30 protein-coding genes and 1 tRNA gene are annotated in these 24,566 nt (G+C 64.8%); 13 read left to right on the top strand and 18 right to left on the bottom strand.

Annotated elements, in window-relative coordinates:
- Positions 1–5: 5 nt before the first annotated feature.
- Together Q0139_RS13115 and Q0139_RS13110 are read right to left on the bottom strand one after the other, a co-directional pair.
- Complete coding sequence (locus Q0139_RS13115) at positions 6–791, bottom strand: 3-hydroxybutyrate dehydrogenase (RefSeq protein WP_298022777.1); 786 nt, start codon at positions 789–791, stop codon at positions 6–8.
- A 25-nt stretch (positions 792–816) separates the two neighbouring features.
- Complete coding sequence (locus Q0139_RS13110; RefSeq protein ID WP_298022774.1) at positions 817–1,959, bottom strand: patatin-like phospholipase family protein; 1,143 nt, start codon at positions 1,957–1,959, stop codon at positions 817–819.
- A 130-nt stretch (positions 1,960–2,089) separates the two neighbouring features.
- Between Q0139_RS13110 and Q0139_RS13105 the strand changes: the two genes are divergently transcribed.
- Positions 2,090–3,010: a neutral zinc metallopeptidase gene (locus Q0139_RS13105; RefSeq protein WP_298022771.1), complete on the top strand. Its 921-nt coding sequence runs from the start codon at positions 2,090–2,092 to the stop codon at positions 3,008–3,010.
- Between the two features lie 49 nt (positions 3,011–3,059).
- Here Q0139_RS13105 and egtD read toward each other — a convergent pair whose 3' ends face one another.
- The 3 genes from egtD to Q0139_RS13090 all read right to left on the bottom strand — a co-directional run bounded on the left by egtD (position 3,060) and on the right by Q0139_RS13090 (position 6,118).
- Entirely contained in the window at positions 3,060–4,025 is a 966-nt protein-coding gene (gene egtD, locus Q0139_RS13100; protein WP_298022768.1) for an L-histidine N(alpha)-methyltransferase, read from the bottom strand.
- Positions 4,026–4,027: 2 nt separating this feature from the next.
- Positions 4,028–5,311, bottom strand: a complete 1,284-nt coding sequence (gene egtB / locus Q0139_RS13095; RefSeq protein WP_298022765.1) for an ergothioneine biosynthesis protein EgtB — start codon at positions 5,309–5,311, stop codon at positions 4,028–4,030.
- Positions 5,312–5,536: 225 nt separating this feature from the next.
- Positions 5,537–6,118, bottom strand: coding sequence for a cob(I)yrinic acid a,c-diamide adenosyltransferase (locus Q0139_RS13090; RefSeq protein WP_298022763.1), 582 nt, complete (start codon positions 6,116–6,118; stop codon positions 5,537–5,539).
- A 298-nt stretch (positions 6,119–6,416) separates the two neighbouring features.
- On the opposite strand from Q0139_RS13090, the gene Q0139_RS13085 reads away from it, so the two are divergent.
- Positions 6,417–6,491 (top strand) — tRNA-Gly (locus Q0139_RS13085).
- 22 nt (positions 6,492–6,513) lie between these two features.
- On the opposite strand, the gene Q0139_RS13080 is transcribed toward Q0139_RS13085, so the two are convergent.
- Genes Q0139_RS13080 through Q0139_RS13065 form a run of 4 tightly spaced genes read right to left on the bottom strand, consistent with a single transcriptional unit; the run spans position 6,514 to position 9,228 of the window.
- Positions 6,514–7,083, bottom strand: a complete 570-nt coding sequence (locus Q0139_RS13080; protein WP_298022759.1) for a GNAT family N-acetyltransferase — start codon at positions 7,081–7,083, stop codon at positions 6,514–6,516.
- Entirely contained in the window at positions 7,084–8,166 is a 1,083-nt protein-coding gene (locus Q0139_RS13075) for an alpha/beta fold hydrolase (RefSeq protein ID WP_298022756.1), read from the bottom strand.
- Between the two features lie 4 nt (positions 8,167–8,170).
- Positions 8,171–8,563 carry a hypothetical protein gene (locus Q0139_RS13070; RefSeq protein WP_298022753.1) on the bottom strand — a complete coding sequence of 131 codons (393 nt, stop codon included), beginning with the start codon at positions 8,561–8,563 and terminating at the stop codon, positions 8,171–8,173.
- Between the two features lie 53 nt (positions 8,564–8,616).
- Positions 8,617–9,228, bottom strand: coding sequence for a DUF6445 family protein (locus Q0139_RS13065; RefSeq protein ID WP_298022750.1), 612 nt, complete (start codon positions 9,226–9,228; stop codon positions 8,617–8,619).
- 130 nt (positions 9,229–9,358) lie between these two features.
- On the opposite strand from Q0139_RS13065, the gene Q0139_RS13060 reads away from it, so the two are divergent.
- The gene (locus tag Q0139_RS13060; protein WP_298022749.1) at positions 9,359–9,685 is read left to right on the top strand and encodes a hypothetical protein; all 327 of its coding nucleotides are present in this window, start codon (positions 9,359–9,361) and stop codon (positions 9,683–9,685) included.
- A gap of 160 nt (positions 9,686–9,845) precedes the next feature.
- On the opposite strand, the gene Q0139_RS13055 is transcribed toward Q0139_RS13060, so the two are convergent.
- Together Q0139_RS13055 and Q0139_RS13050 are read right to left on the bottom strand one after the other, a co-directional pair.
- Complete coding sequence (locus tag Q0139_RS13055) at positions 9,846–10,778, bottom strand: hypothetical protein (RefSeq protein ID WP_298022746.1); 933 nt, start codon at positions 10,776–10,778, stop codon at positions 9,846–9,848.
- A 219-nt stretch (positions 10,779–10,997) separates the two neighbouring features.
- Positions 10,998–11,504 (bottom strand): DUF4402 domain-containing protein, encoded by a 507-nt coding sequence (locus Q0139_RS13050; RefSeq protein ID WP_298022743.1) that lies wholly within the window; start codon positions 11,502–11,504, stop codon positions 10,998–11,000.
- A gap of 214 nt (positions 11,505–11,718) precedes the next feature.
- On the opposite strand from Q0139_RS13050, the gene Q0139_RS13045 reads away from it, so the two are divergent.
- The 9 genes from Q0139_RS13045 (at position 11,719) to Q0139_RS13005 (ending at position 18,230) form a co-directional block, all read left to right on the top strand.
- Positions 11,719–12,213 carry a DUF4402 domain-containing protein gene (locus Q0139_RS13045; RefSeq protein ID WP_298022740.1) on the top strand — a complete coding sequence of 165 codons (495 nt, stop codon included), beginning with the start codon at positions 11,719–11,721 and terminating at the stop codon, positions 12,211–12,213.
- Positions 12,214–12,269: 56 nt separating this feature from the next.
- Entirely contained in the window at positions 12,270–12,500 is a 231-nt protein-coding gene (locus Q0139_RS13040; RefSeq protein WP_298022737.1) for a zinc-finger domain-containing protein, read from the top strand.
- Positions 12,501–12,516: 16 nt separating this feature from the next.
- Positions 12,517–13,953, top strand: coding sequence for a metalloprotease TldD (tldD, locus tag Q0139_RS13035; RefSeq protein ID WP_298022734.1), 1,437 nt, complete (start codon positions 12,517–12,519; stop codon positions 13,951–13,953).
- 105 nt (positions 13,954–14,058) lie between these two features.
- Positions 14,059–14,643 (top strand): DUF924 family protein, encoded by a 585-nt coding sequence (locus Q0139_RS13030; RefSeq protein WP_298022731.1) that lies wholly within the window; start codon positions 14,059–14,061, stop codon positions 14,641–14,643.
- A gap of 154 nt (positions 14,644–14,797) precedes the next feature.
- A complete protein-coding gene (locus Q0139_RS13025) occupies positions 14,798–15,379 on the top strand; it encodes a pyridoxamine 5'-phosphate oxidase family protein (RefSeq protein WP_298022728.1) in 582 nt (193 codons plus the stop codon).
- A complete protein-coding gene (locus tag Q0139_RS13020; protein WP_298022725.1) occupies positions 15,366–15,596 on the top strand; it encodes a DUF2007 domain-containing protein in 231 nt (76 codons plus the stop codon). Before Q0139_RS13025 ends, Q0139_RS13020 begins: the two co-directional genes overlap by 14 nt.
- Positions 15,593–16,402, top strand: a complete 810-nt coding sequence (locus Q0139_RS13015) for a patatin-like phospholipase family protein (protein WP_298022722.1) — start codon at positions 15,593–15,595, stop codon at positions 16,400–16,402. The genes Q0139_RS13020 and Q0139_RS13015 overlap by 4 nt, the downstream gene beginning before the upstream one ends.
- 135 nt (positions 16,403–16,537) lie before the next feature.
- Positions 16,538–16,876, top strand: a complete 339-nt coding sequence (locus Q0139_RS13010) for a P-II family nitrogen regulator (protein WP_298022719.1) — start codon at positions 16,538–16,540, stop codon at positions 16,874–16,876.
- A gap of 16 nt (positions 16,877–16,892) precedes the next feature.
- Positions 16,893–18,230, top strand: a complete 1,338-nt coding sequence (locus Q0139_RS13005; RefSeq protein ID WP_298022716.1) for an ammonium transporter — start codon at positions 16,893–16,895, stop codon at positions 18,228–18,230.
- 53 nt (positions 18,231–18,283) lie between these two features.
- Here the strand turns inward: Q0139_RS13005 and Q0139_RS13000 are convergent, their stop codons facing one another.
- From Q0139_RS13000 to Q0139_RS12975, 6 genes are read right to left on the bottom strand one after another with little or no spacing between them, the layout of a single operon-like run.
- Positions 18,284–18,583: a barstar family protein gene (locus tag Q0139_RS13000; RefSeq protein WP_298022713.1), complete on the bottom strand. Its 300-nt coding sequence runs from the start codon at positions 18,581–18,583 to the stop codon at positions 18,284–18,286.
- Entirely contained in the window at positions 18,564–19,460 is an 897-nt protein-coding gene (locus Q0139_RS12995; protein WP_298022710.1) for a sterol desaturase family protein, read from the bottom strand. The genes Q0139_RS13000 and Q0139_RS12995 overlap by 20 nt, the downstream gene beginning before the upstream one ends.
- Positions 19,453–19,851: a hypothetical protein gene (locus tag Q0139_RS12990; protein WP_298022707.1), complete on the bottom strand. Its 399-nt coding sequence runs from the start codon at positions 19,849–19,851 to the stop codon at positions 19,453–19,455. Before Q0139_RS12990 ends, Q0139_RS12995 begins: the two co-directional genes overlap by 8 nt.
- Positions 19,852–19,875: 24 nt before the next feature.
- Positions 19,876–20,304, bottom strand: a complete 429-nt coding sequence (locus Q0139_RS12985; RefSeq protein WP_298022704.1) for a TIGR01244 family sulfur transferase — start codon at positions 20,302–20,304, stop codon at positions 19,876–19,878.
- Between the two features lie 34 nt (positions 20,305–20,338).
- Positions 20,339–20,887, bottom strand: coding sequence for a DUF177 domain-containing protein (locus Q0139_RS12980; protein WP_298022701.1), 549 nt, complete (start codon positions 20,885–20,887; stop codon positions 20,339–20,341).
- Positions 20,884–21,414 (bottom strand): ubiquinol-cytochrome C chaperone family protein, encoded by a 531-nt coding sequence (locus Q0139_RS12975; RefSeq protein ID WP_298022698.1) that lies wholly within the window; start codon positions 21,412–21,414, stop codon positions 20,884–20,886. Before Q0139_RS12975 ends, Q0139_RS12980 begins: the two co-directional genes overlap by 4 nt.
- Before the next feature lie 119 nt (positions 21,415–21,533).
- Between Q0139_RS12975 and Q0139_RS12970 the strand changes: the two genes are divergently transcribed.
- The gene (locus Q0139_RS12970; RefSeq protein WP_298022695.1) at positions 21,534–22,040 is read left to right on the top strand and encodes an outer membrane protein assembly factor BamE; all 507 of its coding nucleotides are present in this window, start codon (positions 21,534–21,536) and stop codon (positions 22,038–22,040) included.
- 184 nt (positions 22,041–22,224) lie between these two features.
- Here the strand turns inward: Q0139_RS12970 and Q0139_RS12965 are convergent, their stop codons facing one another.
- Complete coding sequence (locus tag Q0139_RS12965; protein ID WP_298022692.1) at positions 22,225–24,483, bottom strand: NADP-dependent malic enzyme; 2,259 nt, start codon at positions 24,481–24,483, stop codon at positions 22,225–22,227.
- Positions 24,484–24,566 lie beyond the last annotated feature (83 nt).

Raw genomic sequence — 24,566 nt, 5'->3', positions numbered from 1 at the left:
GGACGTTACTGCGCCGTCCAGCCGCCGTCCATGGAGAGGTTGGCGCCGGTGATCGAGGCGGCCGCGTCGCCGCACAGATAGACGGCGAGGCTGGCGACTTCCTCGGGCTGAACGAACTTCTTCGTCGGCTGCGCGGCGAGAAGCACGTCGTTCATCACCTGATCGCGCGTCAGGCCGCGCGATTCCATCGTGTCGGGAATCTGGTTCTCGACCAGCGGCGTCCAGACATAGCCGGGCGAGATGCAGTTGACGGTCACGCCGTGCGGCGCGGTTTCGAGGGCAATGGTCTTCACGAGGCCCGCGAGGCCGAATTTCGCCGCGACATAGGCGCTCTTGTTCGGGCTCGCGACGAGCGAATGGGCGCTCGCGGTGCAGATGATCCGGCCCCAGCCCTTTGCCTTCATCCCCGGCACCACCGCGCGCATCAGGTGCCAGGCCGATGAGAGGTTGATGCCGATGATCGCGTCCCACTTTTCGGGCGGAAAGTCCTCGATCCTGGCGACATGCTGGATGCCGGCATTGGCGATGGCGATATCGGGCGTGCCAATCTCTTCAGTGCACCGCTCGACCATTGCCGCGATCTGATCGGGTTTGGTCATGTCGGCATCGGAATAGAGCGCCTTGGCGCTGGACATCTCTTCGAGCGCCTTTCGTTCGTTCTCAATCGCTTCGGCGTCTCCGAAACCGTTGATCATGACGCCGGCGCCCTCGGCGGCGAGCGCCTTGGCATAGGCGAGACCGATGCCCGAGGTCGAGCCGGTGATGATGGCGGTTTTGCCTTTGAGGGACATGGGAACGACTCGCTTTCGGTTGTTATCAACGGGGATTGAGATCGAAGGCCGCCGTGCGTCCGTCGACGATATTGCGCGCCAGCATCTCGCCATGGCGCATCGTTTCGGCGACCGCACCGGCGCCGGCCTGCCAATGTTCGAGCATCGTCCGGCGGGAAAATTCATAGTCGCGCGCGCCGCCCTCCCACGCATTGGCGCGGTAGATCAGGTGGACGATGTTGACTGCCTTTTCCTCGGCGAGCGCGGCAAGCGCCTTTACATCGGCATCGCCGTGCAGTTCGGGCGGCAGTTTTTCGAGCACGGCGCGGATCGCCGCGTCCTTGGTCCGGTGTTCGAGATAGCTCGTCGTCGCCTGGCGCGTGCGGCTGGAAAAGCGGATTTCCTTTTCGCGCGCCCAGACGTCCATGATGGTCTTGGGCTTTTCGTCGCTGGCCGAAAACAGGTCCACCTGAAATACCAGCATGTCGTCATGCGGCTGATCGAGGACATATTGCAGCGGTGTGTTCGAAACGAGCCCGCCGTCCCACCACAGGCAGCCGTCGATCTCGACCGGCGGAAGGCCCGGCGGCAGCGCGCCCGAGGCCATGATATGGCGCGCGTCGAGCCGTTCCTTTTCGGTATCGAAATAGCGGAAATTGCCGCTTTCGACATTGACCGCGCCGACCGAGAGCCGCACCGCGCCGTCGTTGAGCAGGTCCCAGTCGATCAGTTCGTTCAAGGTGTCTTCGAGCGGCGCACTGTCGTAGAAACTCAGTGCCTGTGCGCTGCCCGACCTCGCCAGCATCGGCGGCATCATGCGCGGCGCGAAAAAGCCGGGAACGCCGAACGCCGCGACGAAACCCGCCGACCATTCGTGCAGCGCCTCTCGCACCCAGTCCTGCGGCCAAACCGGAAAGCTCGGCAGCGCGCCCGTGACGGTGTCCCAGAATTCGCGCAGCCGCGCCGCGCGGCGGCCAACGGGGTTGCCTGCAATGATCGCGGCGTTGACCGCGCCGATAGAGATGCCCGCAAGCCATGTCGGCTCGATCTTCGCCTCTGCCAGCGCTTCGAACACACCGGCCTGATAGGAACCGAGCGCGCCCCCGCCTTGCAACAGCAGCACCGTTTCCGGGGGCAGCGGCAGTGCCGCGGACTGGTCCGGGCGGAGATGGGGATCGGCATCGGCCATGATTGTGCAACGCAATATCCTGCCTGAAGTTCGATGGCAAAGCACGAAATTCGGCATGCGTCCTTCCGGCAATTGCAACCTCAAGCACTACGGCGCATTGTATCGGCATATTGCCAGGGAGTAACTTCGCATGCGCCTCGACGATCTCGATCCGAGCCGGAACACCCGCGATCTGGGGCGTGGCAGCGGTGGCGGCTTCCGCAGCGGTTTTCGCGGCGGTGGCGGCGGGCTCGGGATGCTGTTCCAGTTCCTTCCGCTGCTCCTTCGCAGCAAGTTCGGCTGGGTGATCATCGTCATCGGCGTGGCGGCCTATTTTCTCTTCAGCGGCGGCCTGCAATGTTCGAGCGCGCCGGTGGATCAGGCGAGCAGCGGGACGGTGGGCGAAACGGCCGCATCGTCCGGCAATGAGGCCTGCGACACCGAAGCCGAACTCTTCGCCTGCCGCGTCCTGACCTCGACCGAACAGACCTGGGGACAGATCTTCCGGCAACAGGGGCGGCAATATGCGGCGCCGACGCTTAATTTCTACGAGGGCCGGAACAGTTCGGGCTGCGGCGCCGCCGATGCGCGCATGGGACCATTTTATTGTCCGGCCGATAGCGGCATCTATCTCGATACCAGCTTCTTCCGCGAGATGGAGACGCAAATGCAGGCCGGCGGCGATTTCGCCTATGCCTATGTCATCGCGCACGAGGTCGGCCATCATATCCAGTATCTGACCGGCACCGCCAACGATGTCCGCCGCCGGCAGGAGCGCGCCAGCCAGACCGAGGGCAACCAGTTGCAGGTGCGGATGGAACTGCAAGCCGATTGCTATGCCGGCGTCTGGGCCGCGCGCAACCGCGACCGGATCGAGCCCGGCGATATCGAGGAAGGGATGCGTGCCGCCAACGCGATCGGCGACGATACGCTGCAGCGCCAGGCGCAGGGCTATGTCGTCGAAGACAGCTTCACCCATGGCTCGTCCGAACAACGGATGCGTTGGCTGCGGCGCGGTCTGGAAAGCGGCGACCCTGCGGCGTGCGACACCTTCGCTGCGCGAAGTCTTTAGTTAGTCGAAAAATTCCTGACGGAATTGGCGAAAGCCAAGGTCGGACAAATTACGGCGCCGTGCGTTCCGGCTGCGCTTCGCACAGGATCAGCGCGAACTTGCCGTCTTCGTCGGTCCATTCCTGGACCATCGTCCAACCGCCGGCGCGCAGCAGGATGCGTGCGTCGCGAAGGCCGTATTTGTGGCTGTTCTCGGTATGGATCGTCTCGCCCTTGTCCATGTGGAAGCTTTTGCCCGCGACCGTGAAATCGACGTCGCGGATCGCCTCGATATGCATTTCGATCCGCGCCAGCGGATCGTTCCAGACCGCCTTGTGGGCAAAAGCATCGCGCGGCATCGTCCCATCAAGTTCGCGGTTGATCCGGTCGATCAGGTTGAGGTTGAAATCGGCGGTGACGCCGGCGGCATCGTCATAGGCGGGAACGAGTATGGCGGGATCCTTGATCCGGTCCATCCCGATCAGGAGCATCGCGCCTTCGCCCAGCGTCTGCTTCATCGCGCGCAGGAAGTCGACGGCCGAGGGCGGCACCATGTTGCCGATCGTGGAACCCGGAAAGAATCCGAGCTTGGCCATCGGCTTCACCGCATCGGGCAACGGCACGCGATGGGTGAAATCGGCCTCGACCGGGTGAATCGGCAAATCGGGAAATTGCTCGCCGAGCGTTTCGGCGGACTCGCGCAGGAAATCGCCCGAAATGTCGATCGGAACATAGGCCCCGGCATCGATCCGGCTGAGCAACAGCGGCGTCTTGGCCGAACTGCCCGAACCGAATTCGATCACCGCGCGACCCGGCCCCATCGCCTCGCCGACCTCACCGGAATAAGCTTCGAGCAGCCCGCGTTCGGTGCGCGTCGGATAATATTCGGGAAGATCGGTGATCGCCTCGAAGATCTCCGAACCTTTGAAATCGTATAGCCAGCGCGCACCGATCGCGCGCGGACGCATTTCAAGCCCGTCGAGCACGGCCTGGCGGAAGGCGGGGGCGACGCCCGCATCGGTTTCGGTATCGGCCATGTCTAAAGGTCTCTCGCCAGTCTGAGGCCGGCGAACTGCCAGCGCATATGGGGGTAGAAAAAGTTGCGATAGGTGGCGCGCATATGGCCGCGCGGCGTGGCGCAGCAGCCGCCCTTCAGCACATACTGCCCGACCATGAACTTGCCGTTATATTCGCCGACCGCGCCTTCGGCAGCGCGGAAGCCGGGATGCGGCTGATAGGCGCTGCCGGTCCATTGCCACACATCGCCGAACATCTGTTTCAGCCCTTCGCCCGGCGCGGCCGCGCGCGGTCGCGCCTCGCAGGCCGTATCGAGCTGGTTGCCCGCATGGGGATCGAAGCCGCGCGCCGCGTCCTCCCATTCAGCTTCGGTCGGAAGGCGAAAGCCGGTCCAGTCGGCATAGGCCGCCGCCTCGTAATAGCTGATATGACAGACCGGCGCGGAGAGATCGATCGGCTGCTTGCCCGCGAGGCCGAAACGATACCAGCGGCCATTGTCTTCCTTGCGCCAGTAAAGCGGCGCCTCGACACCATGCTCCTGTACCCAGGCCCAGCCTTCCATCAGCCAGTGTTCGTGGCTGCGATAGCCGCCCGCTTCGATGAACTCGATCCATTCGCCATTGGTGATCGGCCGGTCGGCAAGCGCATGCGGGTTGAGATACACCTTGTGCTTCGGCCCTTCGCAATCGAAGGCGAAGCGCGACCCATCGACGGCAGCGTTGCAGCCCATCTCGGTCTCGCCGACACGGCCTTCCACCCATTGCAGCGGACCCGGCGCCTCACCCGGTGTCTTGGCGGCGGGGGCAAACATTGCGGGCTCGAGCGGGTTTTGCGCGAACAGATGCTGGATATCCATCAGCAGCAGTTCCTGGTGCTGCTGCTCGTGATGCAGGCCGAGCTCGACGAGCTTGCGCGGCTTCTCCCCCAGACCGGGCAACACCTCCGCGAGCGCCGCATCGACATGCGCGCGATAGCCCAGCACCTCGTCGAGCGTCGGCCGGGTGATCATCCCGCGCCGCGCCCGTGTGTGGCGCGCGCCTTCGGCCTCGTAATAGCTGTTGAAGAGAAACGGCCAATCGGCGTCGTAAAGATCATAGTTCGCTACATGATCGCGCAGCACGAAGGTTTCGAAAAACCATGTCGTATGCGCCAGATGCCATTTCGCCGGCGAGGCGTCCTCCATCGACTGGACCGTCGCATCGGCATCGGAAAGCGGTTCGGCAAGGCCGACGCTCAGCGCGCGGACATCGGCATATCGCGCGGCGAGATCGCCGCTTTCGGTTTCGGATTTAGCGCGCGTGGCCATGAGTCGCTCCCAAGCATCGGTATCGAAGGCACTGCGGTCAACCACCATGGCCGTTTGCCGATAGTGCGCCACCCGCGCCCGCCTTCCATCTTATAATTCGCGATCCCTCAATTGGTTCAACATAGCGATATTTCTGAAAGTCTTATGACGCCGGCGGATGATCGCGTCGCGCCTCCGTCATGCGGAACATATCACGAACATAAATCCGTGCAAGGGCGATTATGGCTAGCGGGTCGCGCCCGGCCGCCAGAGAATGTCGCCGCCACGGGTCGCATTGAGCAGCCGCCCGGCGACGAACAGATGGTCCGACAGCCGGTTGATATAGGCCATGGCGGCCGGGTTGAGCGCGCGGCCCTGCGCCGCCGCGACCGCCGCCCGCTCGGCCCGTCGCATCGTCGCCCGCGCCAGCAGCAATTCCGCTGCTCCGCCCGCGCCGCCCGGCAGGATGAAGCTCGACAGCGGTTCCATCTTCTCGTTCATGGAATCGATTTCGTCTTCGAGCCGCGACACCTGCGCCGCCGTGATCCGCAACGTCATCTCGTCGGGCGCAAAGGCGTCCTCGCCGTCCTTTGCCGGAGTCGCCAGATCGGCACCAAGATCGAACAGCTCGTTCTGGATCCGGCCCAGCATCGCACGCACATCGTCATCCTCGACACGTTGCAAAGCGACGCCGATCGCGCTGTTCGCCTCATCGACATCGCCGATCGCCGCCATCAGCGGATCGGCCTTGGAAATGCGCGATCCGTCGACGATCCCGGTTTCGCCGGCATCGCCGGTGCGTGTGTAAATCTTGTTGAGCTTGACCATGGGTGCGAGGGTAGCGGCAGCGGGAACCGGGGGCCAGTGGGGCAAGAATTCATTTTGTCAGAATTTTCCTCACGGAAAATCGCCGCACCAGCCCTCTCCCCCCACCCGGCCTCCCACTGAGTGTATCCTGGATGGGAGGCCGGGTGGGGGAGGGGGCTGGTGCGGCGCCGAGCCGAAGGCGAGGTCTGACAAATCAAACCTTCCCCAATTCCCCTTGCCCCTTCCGAAAACCCATGCTAGCTGCGCCGCCTCTTTACCGGACGGCAGGATTTGGCCGTTAGACGCAAAGAGCGCTTAAGCGGGCGTAGCTCAGGGGTAGAGCACAACCTTGCCAAGGTTGGGGTCGGGCGTTCGAATCGCCTCGCCCGCTCCATTTTTCTCGAAAGACAGCGGCTTCAGCCGTCCTCGCCGATCCCCATCGCTTCGATCTGCGCGGCGACGCGGGGGACATCGCAGGCGAGGATGACGATGTCGTGATAGGTGCCGTCGGCATCGCGGACATGATCCTTCAGCAGCGCTTCGCCGGAAAAGCCCATTTCCTCGAACACCGTGATCGCCGCTTTCTGATCGGGCGTCATGCGGGCGATGAGCCTGGTCAGCTCCTTGTCCAACGCCCCGCGCATCGTCTCCTCGATCAGCCGGCGGCCCAACCCATGGGCGCGCGCCTTTTCAGCCACCAGCACCCGCACCTCGCCGACATGCGGCGACCAGGACAGCGGATCGCGGACCAGCGCCGCGCAGCCGACGAGCTCGCCATCCTGTTCGGCGAGCATGGTTGCGATCGATCCCTCTTCCTCCTGCGCGATCCAGGCATCGACCACGGGCCGCTTGGTGATGTCGCGCGCGACGAACAGCAGGTCGTGCGGCGGCAGCGCTTCGGCAAAGCGCAAAAGTGCGGCCTTTTCGTCGGGCGTCATCGGCCTCAGCGCATATTCCGCGCCGTCTAGGGTAAAGTTTTCGGGCATTCAAACGGACCTTTCGGCTAACCAGTCGTCGAGTGTGGGCCAGAGCCGCCGCGCCGCATTGGGACCGGCGATCAGGCTGATATGGCCGCCCTTCAACACGATTTCGGTCTTGTCCTTCGAGCCCGCCAGCGCAACCAGATGCCTGCTCGCCTCATAGGGAACTATGTGATCGTGCAGCGCGACCGCGTGAAACAGCGGTATGCCGATACTGCCGATATCGGCGGTCTTGCCGCCGACCTCCAGCGTGCCCTTCAGCAGCTGGTTTTCCCACATCAGCTTCTTCACCGTCTCACGGAAATATTCGCCGGCCAGCGGCAGCATGTCGTTCGACCAGCGTTCCATCTTGCGGTGGAAGGAGACGAACTCGCTGTTCCACATATTGTCCCACAAGGTCCGCTGGCCGGCGATGCGGGTCGACGGGCGCAGCATTTCGAACGAGGCCGCCAGCATTTCGGACGGCATGTTGCCGGTCGCGTCGATCAGCCGGTCGACATCGAAATGATCGGGATCGGCCATATGCCGGAACAGCCCCATCTGGGTGAAATCGACCGGCGTCGTGAAGCAGACGAGGTTCTTGAGCTTTTCGTCGGGATGCGTGGCCGCGTAGATGGTCGAGAGCACGCCGCCCATGCAATAGCCCATCAGCGTCACCTCTTCCTCGCCGGTCTCCCGCCGGACGCGGGCGAGGCAGTCACCGATGAAGCGGTGCGCGTAATCTTCGAGAGTGAGGCTCTTCTCTTCGGGCCGGGGATGGTCCCAATCCATGACGAAGACGTCATAGCCCTGATTGAGCAGGAAGCGCACGAAACTGTGTTCTTCGGAGACGTCGAACACATAGCCGCGATTGGTCGTCGCCATGACCATCAGCACCGGCACGCGGTACAGCTCATCGGCGAGCGGCTTATAGTGATAGAGGTTAAGCGTACCGCGCTTGAGGATCGTTTCCTTCGGCGTCAGCCCGACCGGCGGCGCGGCGGAGGCGAAATATTCGAGGCCCTTGATGTTGCGCTGGATCGTCCGTTCGACCAGGGCGCGCATCGCCGCACCGGCATCGGGACGCTCCGCCGTGTCCGCATCGGCCATCGCGTCAGCCGGCCTTCTTCGCTTTGGGCTTTTGCGGGGCGGCCTTTTTCGCCGGTGGCTTGCGCGTGCGCGGCGGGCCGGACGCGGCTTTCGCTTCGAAGGGCGCGAGCCTCTCCAGCGTCTCCTCGATCCGGGCAAGCTGCGCCTCGATCCCCATCAGCCGCTCGCCGATTGCGTTGACGTCGGCGCGGCTCGGCATGTTGAGGAAGGAAAGGTTGCGCGCCATCTGATCGCTCGTCGCCTGCTGCACCTTGGTGCTCAGCTCGGTCGCGCGGTGGGTCGATTTGGCAAAGGCGTCGGTGCCGAAGATCGCCCGCCCCATCTCGTCGAAGCGCTGCTCCAGATCGGCCATCGCCTTGCGCAGCATATCCATCGGATCGCTCTTGTTTTCGGCCATATACCCTCTCTCTCGAGCGCGAATATGCGCCCCGGACGGCGGCGAGTCGAGGGTTATCCGGCGGCGTCGAAGAAGAGCAGCTGCACCAGCCGGCCATTGTCGGGCGTATCGCCAAAGCCGGGTGCGGCATTGTGAAATTCCCACGGGCTCAGCAGGATCAGCCGGTTGAAGCGCATCGGCACGCGCATCACGCGCTCCCACCGGCTGTTGGTGAAGGTGTCCTTGTTGACCACCTCGCCGATCAGCGCGTTGACATCGTCATAGCCGGACGCGGCGAGCGCAGCCGGATCGCGCGGAATCCGTTCCAGCCCCGTCCGCTTGTGACGGAAGAAATCGGTGCCGCCGCGGCAATCGCCGGGCCGGCTGAGATAGAGAATCCCCGAATAGGCGCAGGGATCGATATGGACACCGGTCCGCCCCTTGTCCTGCTTCAGCGTCAGCCGGCAATGGCCGTGGCTCGTTCCCGGCGAGGGCTTCAGCGGCATCCCTGCGATCTTCGACACGCGCTCGTCGAGCCCCTGAATGGCGAGCGGTTCGGTCGACAGCAGCCCGGGATAATTGCCCCTCTTCTTCGCCGGATCATAGTCGAGCGCGAGCGCGGCGCGGCGCGCGGCGTGCGGATCGGCAAGAAAATCGTCGATGACGATCAGGCTGGGTGGCGGCATGACATCCTGCTCACGGAGCCGCCGCGTGCTGTCAAGCGCATGCGGTTTCGGTTTTCCGGAATCGAAACTCTTGGGGCTCCCGCCCGTTCTCCGTTAGGCAGAACATTCCAACCGACCAAGGAGGATGGCGATGGAAAAGAGGATTTTCGCTTTCACACTGGCGAGCGGTGGCCTGTTCGGCCTTGCGGCCTGTGGCGGAGAGCCGGCGCCCGATTTCGCGGCAGCCTGCACCGCGCAGGGCGAACTCGATACCGCTACCTGCGCCTGTCTCGACGAACAGGCCGACGAGCTGCCCGCCGATGTGCAGCGCTTCGTGATCGCCACCATCAGCGGCGACGAGGCGGCGGCACAGGAACTGCGCGGCGATCTCGACGACGACGAAGCATTGCAGGCCGGCCAGTTCATCTCGACCGGCGTCCAGCAGTGCCTGATCGACCTGCCGGAGACGCCGTCCTAGGGGTGACTTGTTTGTCAGGCTTGGCTTGCGCCAAAGCGCGGCACCAGCCCACACCCCCACCCGGCCTCCCACTCAGTGTATTCTCATGGGAGGCCGGGTGGGGGTGTGGGCTGGTGCCGCGCTCGACCGTCAGGTCGAGTCTGACAACAAACCAACTACCCTATTCCTCGCTCGCCCCTTCGCCGTTCTCGCGCTCCGCCGCCGCACGCTGCTGCTGCCGTTCCGCGATGCGCGGCTCCATCAGGGCGATCGTCTCGATCCGATCGAGAGCGTTGCGCGCGGCGACATAGCGGCGGGCATCGGCGATCCATTGCGCCGCCTCTTCGCGGCCCGGCAGCCGGACGACTTCGGCAAGCGCGGTATCGACCTGGCCCGCGGCGAGCTTCTGGCGCGCCCGTTCGAGCCGCTGGCGCGGTGCCGGAGACGGCGTTCCTTCCTGCCGCACGACGATCAGTTCGGACATTTCGCGCGTGAACGCCTGCCACCAGCCTTCATTCTCGCCGCCGCCGATCAGCGCCGGTTCGAGTTCGTTCAGCCGCGATTGCAACCCGTCCAGCGTCACCGGCTGTTGCGAGGCGGCGATGACGCGCGCCACCGCTTCGGGCGCCGCCCGGCCGAACCTGTCGCGCAGCAGCCCTTCGATATAGCCGAGTGCGACACCACGATCGAGCGCGCGCCGCGCGGCGAACGCGACGAGAAGCCCTTCGGCCCGATCGGCATTGCCGGCCGCTCCGGCAGCGCGCACGGTGATCCGGTCTATCCGCTGTTCGAGTTCCGCCACCCGCTCGGTCAGCGTCTGCCCCGATGCCTCGGGCGCGTCGCTCGGCCGGTCCGAAACCGGCGCGCCGGCGGTGTTGAGCTGTTCGGCGGCATCGAGCTGCGCGTCGAGCGCCGCCACCGCCTCGCTGCTTTCTTCCGAAGGCTGCGCCGCCGGCTCGCGCGCCATGATACCGAGCGAATCGCCATAGTTGACGAGAATCCAGCCCATCGCGATCAACCCGCCCAGAAAGGCGACGCCGCCGATCAGCAAAACGCGGATCAAAGACCGGCGCGGCGTGTCCGCCTGTTCGATCATCTCATATTCGCCGGGCATAAATGCGTCCTTGGATGGAGAAACACCAAGGATAGGCAAAGCGGGCCCGGCGCGCCAGAGGGGTGTTGCTTGCGGGGCGTGATCGATTGTCAGACCTCGCCTACGGCTCGGCGCGGCACCGGCCCTCTCCCCCACCCGGCCTCCCATGAGCATACACTGTGTGGGAGGCCGGGTGGGGGAGAGGGCCGGTGCCGCGCTCGACCGGAAGGTCGAGTCTGACTAAAAATACGTGACCGTGATCTCGAAATCGCCCTCATAATGCCCGGACGGCTGGTTCGCGTTGACCTGCAGCGTACCGCCGATCCTCAAATCGACGAGGCCGGCCGAGGAGAGGAATCGAAAAGCCGAACCGTTGAGGCTGAGCTGGCTGACATTCATGCTGCCGCCTCCGCCCTGGCGCGTCAGCACCGGTAGCGGCCCGCGCGTGACCCAGACGAACTGCAGCGGCCCGCCATAGGTCATGAACTGCGCGGCATGGCCGCCCGTCCCGGCCAGCGTGACCGCGCCGCTCGAGGTGCGCGCGTCGGTGTTCGGATTGACGACGACCGATCCCCCGCTCGTGCCCGCCAGCATCGCACCGAACTCCAGATCGCGCGTCTTCACGAGCGACAGCGGCTGGACGATGGCGACCGTCGCACCGGCCTGCGCATCGGCGGCAAGTGCCTGGCCAGGCGACAGCACCACGACAGAAAGGATTGCGGCAAGCCGCAGCAAAGCAGTGTTCATATGGTCCCCCCGGACTGGCCGTCTGCGATAGCCGCCGATGCTGAAGACCGGTTTGACCGACATAGTTAACGCGCCATCAACGCCCGCATAAATCGACCGTTAACCAGTTACCTCCGGCCGCCGTTAAGGAACGCGGGCGCATAGGGGCCGCATGAACCGGGGGGTTTCATCTTGGCGGCGGGCTTGCGCCCAAGCACTTTTGTTGGTCGCCGCCATGGCGTCCGGCGGGGCATGGGCCGCGCCCGCCGCTGCGCAGACGAGCGGCCAGGTCAACATCAACATCATGGCGCCCGTAGCGCTGTCGCGCGTCGACGATCTGGAGTTCGGACGGCTGACGCCGGGGGCAGCGGGCGGCGTCGTCACGATCAATCCGGGCAATGGCGCCCGCACCACGACCGGCAGCGTGGTGGGCGCTGGCGGCGGCTACAATCCGGCGCATTTTCAGGCCAACGGCCTCGTCAACCTGATCGCGCTCGTTCGACTGCCCAACAACATCGTGTTGCAGCGGGTCGGCGGAGGCGGCAACATGCGCGTGCGCAACATGACGGTCGCTGGGGGCGGTCTGCCGATGCTCGGCGGCGCGATTCCGGTGACGATCGGGACGGGTGGGACGCTGGACCTGTATATCGGGGGCGATCTCGAGGTCGACCCCAACCAGGCCACCGGCGTCTATGAACGCACCTTCCAGATCACCGTCAACTATCTCTGATCGTTTCGCCGAATCGATTGTCGCGGGCGGACCGCCTTGCTAAACGGCGCGGCATCATGATCGACCCGCCCGAAATCACCCGGACCGACACCGCGCGCGTCGCCTGCGACGGCGCCACCGACATTCCCGGCGGCGCGGCGCTCGGCCATCCGCGCGTCTGGCTGGAGATCGATGAACTCGGCTATGTCGATTGCGGCTATTGCGACCGGCGCTTCGTGCTGATCGGCGGCCCGGCGGACACCATCCCGCCATCCGACACGGCCGAGGGTGGCGCGGAGGCGCGCTGACCCATATATCGGTGGCATGACCATGCCCACCGACCCCCGCAGTTTCCTCTACCGCAACGACATGCTCGATCCCGATCGGGCGAAGAAGGTCGTCGCCGAAACATTAGGCGGCGGCGACGATGGCGAGCTGTATATGCAATATATCTCGAGCGAAGCCTTCGCCTTCGACGACGGGCGGCTGAAGACCGCCGATTACAGCACCGAGGCGGGCTTCGGCTTGCGCGGCGTATCGGGCGAGACGACCGCCTTCGCCCATGCCAACGAGATCAGCGAGGCCGCGATCCGTCGCGCCGCCGAAACGATGCAACTGCTGCAGCCGGGCAAGATGGCGAACCAAGGCCCGCCGCGCCCGACCAATGTCGCGCTCTACACGCAGGATGACCCGCTCACCCTCGTCCCCTTCGCGAAGAAGGTGGCGCTGTGCGAACAGATCGACGCCGCCGCCCGCGCGCGCGATCCGCGCGTCTGCCAGGTCACCGCAGCGCTGTCGGGATCGTGGAGCGTCGTCGAGATCGTCCGCCCCGACGGCTTCGTCGCCACCGATATCCGGCCGCTGGTCCGACTCAACGTCAGCATCGTCGCCGAGGAGAACGGCCGCCGCGAATCGGGTTATTTCGGCATGGGTGGGCGCTATCTCTACGAGAGGCTGTTCGAGCCCGAAGCGTGGAACCGCGCGATCGACGAGGCGCTGGCGCAGGCGCTGGTGAACCTCGAATCCGAACCGGCGCCCGCAGGCGAGATGACGGTGCTGCTCGGCCCGGGCTGGCCCGGCGTATTGCTGCACGAGGCGATCGGCCACGGCCTCGAAGGCGATTTCAACCGCAAGGGCACGAGCGCCTTTTCGGGCCGCATCGGCGAGCAGGTCGCCGCGCCCGGCGTCACCGTGGTCGATGACGGGTCGATGGGCGAACGCCGCGGCTCGCTCTCGATCGATGACGAAGGCACGCCGACGGGCGAAACCGTGCTGATCGAGGACGGCAAGCTCAAAGGCTATATGCAGGACCGGCTCAATGCGCGGCTGATGGGCGTCGAGCCGACCGGCAATGGCCGGCGCGAAAGTTTCGCGCACGCGCCGATGCCGCGCATGACCAACACCTTCATGCGCAGCGGCAATGACGATCCGCAGGAGCTGCTGAGCCGCGTCAAGGACGGCATCTACGCCAAGAGCTTCGGCGGCGGGCAGGTCGACATAACCAGCGGCAAGTTCGTCTTCGCCTGCACCGAGGCCTATCGCGTCAGGAACGGCAAGATCGGCGCACCGATCAAGGGCGCGACACTGATCGGCGACGGCCCCACCGTGCTGACCAAGGTCACCGGCATCGGCAACGACCTCGCGCTCGACGAGGGCATCGGCATCTGCGGCAAGGCGGGCCAATCGATCCCGGCGGGCGTCGGGCAGCCGACATTGCTGGTCGACGGGCTGACGGTCGGGGGCACGGCTGCTGCGGCGTGATGGGATGTCTGGATCGTCACCCTGAACTCGTTTCAGGGTCCATATGCTCAATGTCATCCGGTCATGTGCAACGTCCAGACATATGGATGCTGAAACAAGTTCAGCATGACGGGGAGCTTTGACTCAGTGACGACCGGCCTCACAAACAAATCACCACCATGGGCCGAAGAGGTCCTCGACTATTGGCTCGGAACCGTCGGCCCCGATCGCTGGTGGAGCGCCGGCAAGTCGCTCGACAACGAGATCACCCAGCGCTTCGAGGCCCTGTGGCGAGAACAGCGCCAGCGCGACGCGGGCGATTTCCTCGGCACACCGCGAATCGCGCTCGCCGCGATCATCCTGTTCGACCAGTTTCCGCGCAACATGTTTCGCCACAGCGCCAAGGCCTTCTCGACCGATCCGCTCGCCCGCGCGATCGCTAACGGTCTTGTGGGGCGCGGCTGGGACCGGGAGATCGACGAAGGGCCCCGCCAGTTCGCTTACATGCCCTTCATGCACAGCGAGGATCTGGCCGATCAGGACAAGTCGTTGATGCTCTTCGCGACGCTGGGCGAAGATAACATCGAATATGCACGCAAGCACCGCGACCTGATCGCCCGCTTCGGCCGCTTCCCGCACCGCAACGAAGCGCTGGGACGCGTGACGTTGCCCGAGGAGAAAGAGGCGGTGGCGGAAGGCTCGGATTGGTAACGCCGCTTCAAATGTTGGGAAAAGAGGTGCATCCTCGGGCCATGCCCGTGTCGACCCCTGCTCACTCCCGCAGTCATGCCCGGCTTTGCAAGACCGCGATCGTGTCAACCGGGTGTCAAGCAGGTGTAAACCTGGCCTCTGAAAGGAAGCGCCCATGGCCGATTTCTTCGAATCCCTGACCGACAAACACATCGCGTTCATCGCGAAGCAACCGATGTTCTTCACGGCGACGGCGGCGGCGGATGGGCGGATCAACCTTTCGCCCAAGGGCTATGACGCCTTTCGCGTGCTCGCGCCCGATCGCGTCGCCTATCTCGATCTTGGCGGATCGGGCAACGAAACCCACGCGCATCTGATGGCCGACGGGCGGATCACGATCATGTTCTGCGCCTTCGAACAGCCGGCGCTGATCCTTCGCATTTACGGGCGCGGCGAACCCGTACTGCCGCAGGACGAGGGCTGGGAGGCGCTGGCCGGGCAATTCGAGCTGCTGCCCGGCACGCGGCAGATTTTCGATATCGCCGTCGAATCGGTGCAGACGAGTTGCGGCTGGGGCGTACCGATCATGGAGCGCGTGCGCGACCGCGAAACGCTGCAAAAAGCGCATAAGGGTTCGACCGAAGAAGAATGGCTGCGGAAAACGGCGAGCCGCGTCACCAGCATCGATGGCCTGCCGACGCGGCCGACCGAGCGCTGGTTCGGCGACCGGGAGATCAGGGCCGATGGCGCTCGTTGAGCTCGAAAACTATGCCGAGCGGATCTACGCCGATCTCGCCCGGTCGCATCTCGCGGCGAGCGGGATCGAGGCGCATATCTTCGACGGCGGCCTTTCCAGCCTCGGCCTAGGCCCGATCATCCCCGCGCGGTTGATGGTCGAGGAGGCGGATGTCGGGAGGGCGCGCGATATCCTCGATAACCCGCCAGAGATCGCCGACGAGGACTGGAAGCAGTGAAGATCGCGCTCGCCCTTGGCGGCGGCGCGGGCCTGGGCTGGTCGCATATCGGCGTGCTGCGCGCGCTCGACGATGCCGGGATCGAGATTACGGGTCTTGCCGGCACGTCGATCGGGGGCGTCGCGGCGATCGCCTATGCCGCCGGGCGGCTCGACACGCTCGAGGAGCTGGCGCATTCGGTGTCGAATCTGCGCAGCGTCGTGCGTTATCTGAGCCCGACCTGGAAACCCGGGTCGGTGCTCAGCGGCAAGGCGATCGGCAAGCTGATCGACCAGCATCTGGGCGATCTGACGTTCGAGGATCTGCGCATCCCCACATGCGTCGTCGCGGCGGACCTGATCGGCGGCGAGGCCGTCATGATCGATCATGGGCCCGTGGGCGAAGCGATCCATGCGACGATCGCTCTGCCGGGAATCTTCCATCCCATTGTGCGCGACAATATGGTGCTGTCGGACGGCGGCGCCGTAATGCCGGTGCCCGTCGCGGCGGCGCGCGAACGGGGCGGCGGGGCGCCGGTTGTCGCGATCAACCTGCAGGGCGATTATACGAATCGCCGGCGTGCCGTGGGGCTGCGTGAGGAATCGCCGAGGCTGACGACGATCAGCGTGCTGCGCGGCGCAACCGGGCTGATGCTGTCGAAACTGGCGCGGCTGTCGCTCGATGCCGATCCGCCCGATCTCGAACTGCCGCTGCCCGTGGGCCATATCGACACATCGAACTTCACGCGGGCGGAAGAACTGGTCGAAATCGGCAGGGAGGCTGTTGCTGCAGCGCTTCCAAGAATCGAAGCGCTGGCGGCAAAATGAGGCTAAATGGCAATGTTTTCGGGTCGTTTGGTCATTTTCGCGTAATATAATTGCGTTACAATCCCCGTTTCTCGTACTTTTAGCATTTGACAATCTTTTTGCGCTGCAGCATCCTTGTCCGGCAAGGGAGGCAGTATGAAACTCATCATCGCTATCATCAAACCGTTCAAACTGGACGAAGTGCGCGAAGCGCTCTCCAGCGTGGGCGTCCAAGGCATGACCGCCATCGAAGTCAAAGGCTTCGGTCGGCAGAAGGGCCAGACCGAAGTCTATCGCGGCGCGGAATACGCCACCAACATGGTGCCGAAAATCCGTATCGAAACGGTGGTCGCCGACGATCTCGCCCCGCGCGTCGTCGAAACGATCGCCGCCGCCGCCAAGACCGATTCGATCGGAGACGGCAAGATCTTCACGCTCGACGTCGGCGGCGCGCTGCGCATCCGCACGGGCGAAACCGACGAAACCGCGCTTTAGGAACCAGGGGGTCAGCATGCGAATTCTCACCAAACTTACCGCGGCGGGCATCACCGCTTTCGCCGCCGCCCCGGCGTGGGCGCAGGAGGCGGCGGAAGCCGTCGCCGAAACGGCGGCCGCCGATCCGGTGCCCAATCCGGGCAACAATGCGTGGATGATGACGGCGACGATCCTCGTCCTGCTCATGATCCTGCCGGGCCTCGCCCTCTTCTATGGCGGCCTGACGCGCACCAAGAACATGCTTTCGACGATGACGCAGGTTGGCGCGGTTGCCGCGGTCGCGATGCTCATCTGGGTGATCTACGGTTACAGCACGGCGTTCGGCCCCGAAGGCAACGCCTTCTTCAGCTGGGGCAACCTGTTTCTCGCGCAGACGACGCCCGACAGCACGGCGGCGACCTTCTCCGACGAGGTCATCTCCGAATATGTCTTCATCAGTTTCCAGATGACCTTCGCGGCGATTACCGCGGCCCTCGTGCTCGGCGGTATCGTCGAACGCACGAAATTCGCCGCCGTGATGGTCTTCACCATCATCTGGCTGACGATCGTCTATTTCCCGATCGCCCACATGGTCTGGGCCGGCGGCGGCTATCTCTTCGAGATGGGGGCGCTGGACTTTGCCGGCGGCACGGTCGTTCACATCAACGCCGGCGTTTCGGCGCTGGTTGCGGCGATGATCTTCGGCAAGCGGACGGGCTATCCGACCGAGCCGATGCCCCCGCACTCGCTGACGATGACGATGATCGGCACCGGCCTGCTCTGGGTCGGCTGGTTCGGCTTCAATGCCGGTTCGGAACTCGAAGCCGACGGCACGGCGGGGCTGGCAATGATCAACACCTTCGTCGCCACGGCTTCGGCAGGCCTGTTCTGGATGCTCGCCGAAGCGGTCACCGGCCGCAAGGGATCGGCGCTCGGCTTCTGTTCGGGCATCATCGCCGGTCTGGTCGCGGTCACGCCGGCAGCCGGCAATTCGGGGCCGTTCGGGGCAATTTGCCTCGGCGCAATCGCCTCGATCGTCTGCTTCATCTGCGTTGCGAAGCTGAAGCCGAAGCTCGGTTATGACGACTCGCTCGACGCCTTCGGCATCCATGGCATCGGCGGCATCGTCGGCGCCATCGGCACCGGCATCGTCTACCAGCCGATGTTCGGCGGGCCGGGCGATGGGTCGACGGCCATGGGCGCGCAGGTCTGGGTTCAGATCGTCGCCGTCGCCGTCGCGATCGGCTGGGCTGCCGCCGGCAGCGCCATCGCAGCGTTCATCGCCAAGGCCGTCACCGGCGGCAGGGTGAGCGAAGAGGCCGAACGCGAAGGCCTCGACCTCGCCGAACATGGCGAACGCGCTTACAATTATTAGGAGGTTCGTTCCTGCGAATGACTGGGCCGGGGTGGCAACACCCCGGCCTTTTTTTATCGACGCTGCACGCTGATGGGCCTGCCCGATGCAGTTGCTTCCGAGGCAATTGCTTCTAATTGCTTGATCAGGCGAGCCGCGAATCCGGGGACATCGGCTGCTTGATAGAGAAGGATCGTGAATGGCGGTTCCACACCATTAACCTGCCCGCCTACAAGCGAGTCCGCGACAGTATCCATATTCTGGCCATGCCATTCCGGCGCTTCCAGGGCTGTCAGGAGTTCGTGGTAAAAGTCCCCGGCAGTTCCCCATTGCGCCGGGTGGAGCAGGATTTCCCTATTCACTCTCAGCGCCATCCCGCCACCGCGCCTTGATCGTATCGCTGGTGTCGCGCGAGCCGTCATGGCTCCAGCCGGGCGGGCCGAAGAGATAGCCGAGCTTGTTGCGCCAACCGGGGATGGTCAGCACGTCCTTCGCCATGCCGATCCATTCGTGCGTCGCCGCCCAGAGCAGGTTGAAGCTGCCGAGATTCTTGATGATGCCGTAGCGGGGACGGTCGTCGTCGCGTTCACGCTCGTAGGTGCCGAACATCCGATCCCAGATGATCAGCATTCCGGCATAGTTGCGGTCGAGATAGCGCGGGTTGGTGGCGTGGTGGACGCGGTGGTGCGAGGGCGTGTTGAACACCGCCTCGAACCAGCGCGGCATCCGGCCGACCGCCTCGGTATGGATCCAGAACTGGTAGATCAGGTTCACTCCGCTAGCGAAGAGCAGCATCGGAACCGGAAAGCCGATGAGCACGATCGGCAGCGAGAAGGCGAAGCTCAGCGAGAAGAACCCCGTCCATGTCTGCCGCAGCGCGGTGGAGAGGTTATAATGCTGGCTCGAATGGTGGATGACATGGCTGGCCCAGAACCAGCGGACGCGGTGCGCCAGCCGGTGGAAGACGTAATAGGCAAGGTCGTCGAGCAGGAAGACGGCGATCCAAGCCCACCAGACATAGCCGATCTCGAACAACCGGAATTGCGACAGCCAGACCGCAAGCGCCACCACCGCACCGCCCGCCAATGCGCCGGCCACCGTCGATCCCGTGCCGAGCAGCAGCGATGTCAGCGTGTCCTTCGGCTCGTAGCGCGAGGCATCAACGCGCCGGGCGATCAGCATCTCCACGAGAATCAGGATGATGAATGCGGGAATCGCATATTGGACGGGATCGGGGAGCATTTCAGGCATGGGCCGCCTCCCGCTTCCCGGCCCAGCGTCGTGCCTCGTCCGCGCCGACATCGATGGCTACCGTTCCGAACATGCGCTCGCCGGTCTGCACGAGCAGCGTGCCGCCTTTCGACTCCAGCGAGGGCGTTGCCGCAAAATAGCGCCCGGCACCATGAACGCCGTGGAGCTTCAGCAGCACGAAATCGCCGTCATCACCCCGGACAAACGCGGCCCGGTCGTTGCCATCAATGGCCGCGTCGACCGGCCGGAAACCGCTATGAAAGTCGCGCGCCATCGCAAAAACGCGCTCGCGTTCGCCAAGCTGGGCGCCGCGCCCCAGCCCGAGCGCCAGCGCAATCGCGGCGACCACGAAGACTGCAGCAAGCGACGCGCCGAGGACGATCCAGTTCATGAGGAACGCCGCCGGGTCATCGGGTCAGGCCGCCGCGTGAAAGGCGTCCATGATCGATCGGACGGGCGCCACATCGTATCCGGCCTTGGCCGCCGCGGCTTCGATCGCATCGGGATCCTCGCCCTCATGCGTGCGGGCCAGCGCCCATAACAGCGTCGAGCGGGTGCCCGAGCGGCAGAAGGCGAGCGTCTTGCCGTCATTCCCGGACAGCGCTTCCTTCATCATCTCGACTTGCGGCAGCGAGAAGCCGGCATGGGTGACGGGGATTGCGACATAGCCGATCCCGGCATCGCGCGCCGCCGCCTCGATCGCGGCGCCGGCGGGCTGGTCGGGAGACTCGCCCTCGGGCCGGTTGTTGACGATCAGGGTTACGCCCTGGGACGCGGCCTCGGCGACCTGATCGGGCGTGATCTGCGGCGATGCAAGCATCGTATCGGATAGCGTCTTGAACATGGGCAAGGCTCATGCGCCCGGTGCCGGGCCTGCGTCAAGAAGCCGCGTCGTCGCCATCGCCCTTGAGCTTGGCCAGCGCGGCAAAGGGCCCGTCGGGTTTCGCCGCCTCCTCACTCAGGATTCCGGCCTCGCGCGCCGCCTCGTCCGCGCCCGCCGCGCGGGGAAAGGGATCGAGTGCGAGCGCCATCGTCTGCGCCGCCGCTTCGCCGAGATCGATGCTGTCGCCTTGGTAGAACACCGTATCGCAATCGGCATCGTCGAGCTCGATCTCCTCCTCGTCCGATGCCGGACGATCGCTTTCGGGCAAGAAGCGCAAGGCGAAGGTCTCGTCGATGTCCGATGCAACGGGATCGCCGGTGACGACGCAGGCCTGCTGCACGGCGGCCCGGACGGTTCCGCGCACCATAAGGCCGGTCTCCTCGCGCTGCATCGTCAGATCGGCCGACAATGCATCGAGCGACACCAGCCCGAATCGTTCGGCCAGCGCCGTCCGCTCGTCGGCATCGGCCTCAATCGACAGGCCTTCCGGCGCGGCATGGATGAGGCGAACGGGATGCGGGCGAGAGAATTCGGGCGCCGTCATGCGAGGGGCGGCAATTCGCCGGCGAGGCAGCGTTCGGCGTCCTGGGCGGCAAGCGCATCGTGGAACGCTTGGAGACGCTTTTCGGCATAGTCGATAGCCTCCGCTTCGGGCTCGACGCCGCGATGCAGATTGCGCGCCATCGCCTCGCGGAGCGTGTCATTGCCCGAGAATGCCTCGCGATAGGCGCCGATTCGCCCGCCAAGCGCCCCGATCAGCTTGCCGACGCGCTTGCCGACGACGACGTCGCCGAAGCCCGATTGGCGCAGCTGCCCGTCCATATCGTCGATGAACAGCTCGGTGAGCAGCACCGATGCCTCGGCATGGCGCTCGCCCTCGGCCTCCAATCGGATCAGCACCAGCGCGAGAATCGCGGCGAGCATGTCGAACCGGCCGTCGGTGGTGTCGGGCACGCCCCCATGCCGATACCAGCCGGGGTCGCGGCCATGCGCGACGATGGCGGCATAGGCCGGTTCCAGCGCGGCGCGACGCTTCGCTCCTCCGAACAGTTTTTCGCGCAATCGCTTCATTCGTGCGGCTCCATCTTGCCTTGGCCCTGCCCTTCGGCATATTGAGCGCCATTCACGCTGATGCAATGGTCGCCCGGATAGGGCGCGTGTTCAACGCCATTGCGCGTAAGGAGATTTTCATGGCCGCTTCGTCACGGCGCCCCGCCTTTGTCGCGACCGTCGCGCTTCTCGCCGCCACCGGCCTGCTTGCCAGCGGCTGCAGCCGTACCGGCCATCATGTCGGTTATATCGGCGAACGCGTGCTGACCGATTCGATCCAGCCGGCGGTCGACAACCGCGCCTCTGTCCAGGCAACGCTCGGCCGGCCGACCTTCACCAGCCAGTTCAACCGGCCAGGCGAAGAGCCAACCTGGTATTATGTGTCGCGTGACACCCGGCAGCTCGGCTATGCCCGGCCAAGCCCGGTGGCGCAGGACATTCTTGCCGTCAGCTTCGATGGCCAGGGCAATGTCGCCGCCGTCGACCATATCGGCATGGACCAGATCGCCTCGATCGACCCGTATGGCGAGGAAACGCCGACGCTCGGCCGAAATCGCGGCTTCTTCCAGGAACTGTTCGGGAATATCGGCGCGCTCGGTGCGACGGGCGAGGCCGGCACAACGGCGGATAATCCGAACGGGCGTTAGTTTGTCAGAATTTCCCTTTCGGGAAATCGCCGCACCAGCCCGCACCCCCACCCGGCCTCCCATCCAGGATATACTCAGTGGGAGGCCGGGTGGGGGTGCGGGCTGGTGCGGCGCTCGACCGACAGGTCGAGTCTGACGAACTAATCCCGGTGCGGCGAAATTCCGCTAGGAATTTTCTGACGATTTACCGCGCAATTCCGCTCGCAGCGAGTACCGCCAGCGTCACCAGCTCGCTCGCCGTGGCCGACATGGTCGCGATCTGCACCGGGCTGTCGAGGCCGACGAGCATCGGTCCGATCACGGCATCGCCACCCAGTTCGCGCAGCAGCTTGGCCGACAGATTCGCCGATTGCAGACCGGGCATGACGAGAACGTTGGCCGGTTCGGAGAGGCGGCTGAACGGATAATTCTTCATCAGCTTCGGGTTGAGCGCGACATCGGGCGCCATTTCGCCTTCATATTCGAAGCTGACGCCGCGTTCGTCGAGGATTCCGACCGCTTCGCGGATATTCTCGAGCCAGTTCCCCGACGGGTTGCCGAAGGTCGAGAAGGACAGGAAGGCGACGCGCGGCTCGTGCCCCATGCGCCGCGCCACGGCGGCGGTCTGTTCGGCGATATCGGCAAGCAAGGTTGGCGAGGGCCGCTCGTTGATCGTCGTATCGGCCATGAAGACGGTGTGGCTCTTGCCGACCAGGACGTGGATGCCGAAGGGCCTGCGGTCCTCGCTCGAATCGATCACCTTCATGACCTGGCTGAGCGACTGGTTAAACTGCCGCGTCACGCCGGTGATCATCACATCGCCCTCGCCCAGTGCGAGCAGCAGCGCGCCGAAGATATTGCGATCCTGGTTGACCATCCGCTCGCAATCGCGGCGGAGATAACCGCGCCGCTGAAGCCGTTCGTAGAGCAGATCGACCATCTTGTCGACGAGCGGCGAATTGCGGCTGTTGTGCAGTTCGAAGCTGTCGGGATCCTCGACGCCAAGCTCGCGAAGCCGGTCGGGCACATCGTCGCGCCCGACCAGTACCGGCGTCCCATAGCCGCCGTCGCGGAACTGGATCGCGGCGCGCAGCACCACCTCTTCCTCGCCCTCGGCGAAGACCACGCGGCGCGGCTGGGCGCGCGCCTGTTCGAACGCCGAAGTGAGCACGGCGTTGGTCGGGTTGAGCCGCGAGCGCAGCCGGTGCCGGTAATCGTCCATGTCGAGGATCGGCTGGCGCGCGACGCCGGTATCCATCGCCGCCTGTGCGACGGCGGCCGAAACCTCTTCCATCAGCCGCGGATCGAAGGGCGCCGGGATAATGTAATCCGGCCCGAAGCTGTGGGCGGTACCGTATGCAGCGGCGACCTCTTCGGGCACCTGTTCGCGCGCCAGTTCGGCGATCGCGTTGGCCGCGGCGATCTTCATTTCCTCGTTGATCGTCGTCGCGCGCACATCGAGCGCGCCGCGGAAGATGAAGGGGAAGCCCAACACATTGTTGACCTGGTTCGGATAATCCGAGCGCCCGGTGGCGATGATCGCATCGGGCCGCGCCTCGCGCGCTTCGGGCGGGGTGATTTCCGGGTCCGGGTTCGCCATGGCGAAAATGATCGGCTTGTCAGCCATTTTCATGACATACTCGGCCGGCAGCGCGCCCGCGGCGGAAAGGCCGAGGAAGATGTCCGCGCCGTCGAGCGCTTCCTCCAGCGTCCGCTTGTCGGTCTCGACCGCATGGGCGGATTTCCACTGGTCGACATTGTCGCGGCCGACATAGATGACGCCCGACCGGTCGCACATCAGCACATGGTCATGCGGCATCCCCATCGCCTTGATGAGAGCCGTGCAGGCGATCGCGGCCGCACCGGCGCCGTTCACGACCATCCGGCAATCCTTGATGTCGCGCCCCGTCAGGTGCAGCGCGTTGATGAGGCCGGCGGCGGAGATGATCGCCGTGCCGTGCTGGTCGTCGTGAAAGACCGGAATGTTCATCCGCTCCTTCAGCGCCTGTTCGATGATGAAGCATTCGGGCGCGCCGATATCTTCAAGATTGATGCCGCCGAAGCTCGGCTCGAGCACTTCGACCGCGGCGATGAACTTGTCCGCGTCTTCGGTGTCGACCTCGAGATCGATCGAATCGACATCGGCGAAGCGCTTGAACAGCACCGCCTTGCCTTCCATCACCGGCTTGGAGGCGAGCGCCCCCAGATTGCCGAGCCCGAGAATCGCCGTGCCGTTCGAAATGACGGCGACGAGGTTGCCCTTGGCGGTGTAATCGAAGGCCGCTGCCGGGTCCTCGGCTATGGCGCGCACGGGCACGGCGACGCCCGGCGAGTAGGCGAGGCTGAGGTCGCGCTGCGTCGCCATCGGCTTGGTCGCGACGATTTCGAGCTTGCCGGGGCGGTCGCCCGCGTGGAACAGCAACGCTTCGCGTTCGGAAAATTCGACGTTCGAGCCTTTGCTCATGGGCCTCCCCTTATGGGCTGTAATGCACCCCTTGATGACATCCGCGCGACCGCTATCCCAAGGCCGCACCTTTTGGGGCATGG

Origin of the sequence: uncultured Parasphingopyxis sp. (assembly GCF_937129435.1) — a bacterium.
Lineage (GTDB): Bacteria > Pseudomonadota > Alphaproteobacteria > Sphingomonadales > Sphingomonadaceae > Parasphingopyxis.
This window is presented reverse-complemented; position numbering and strand designations above follow the sequence as displayed.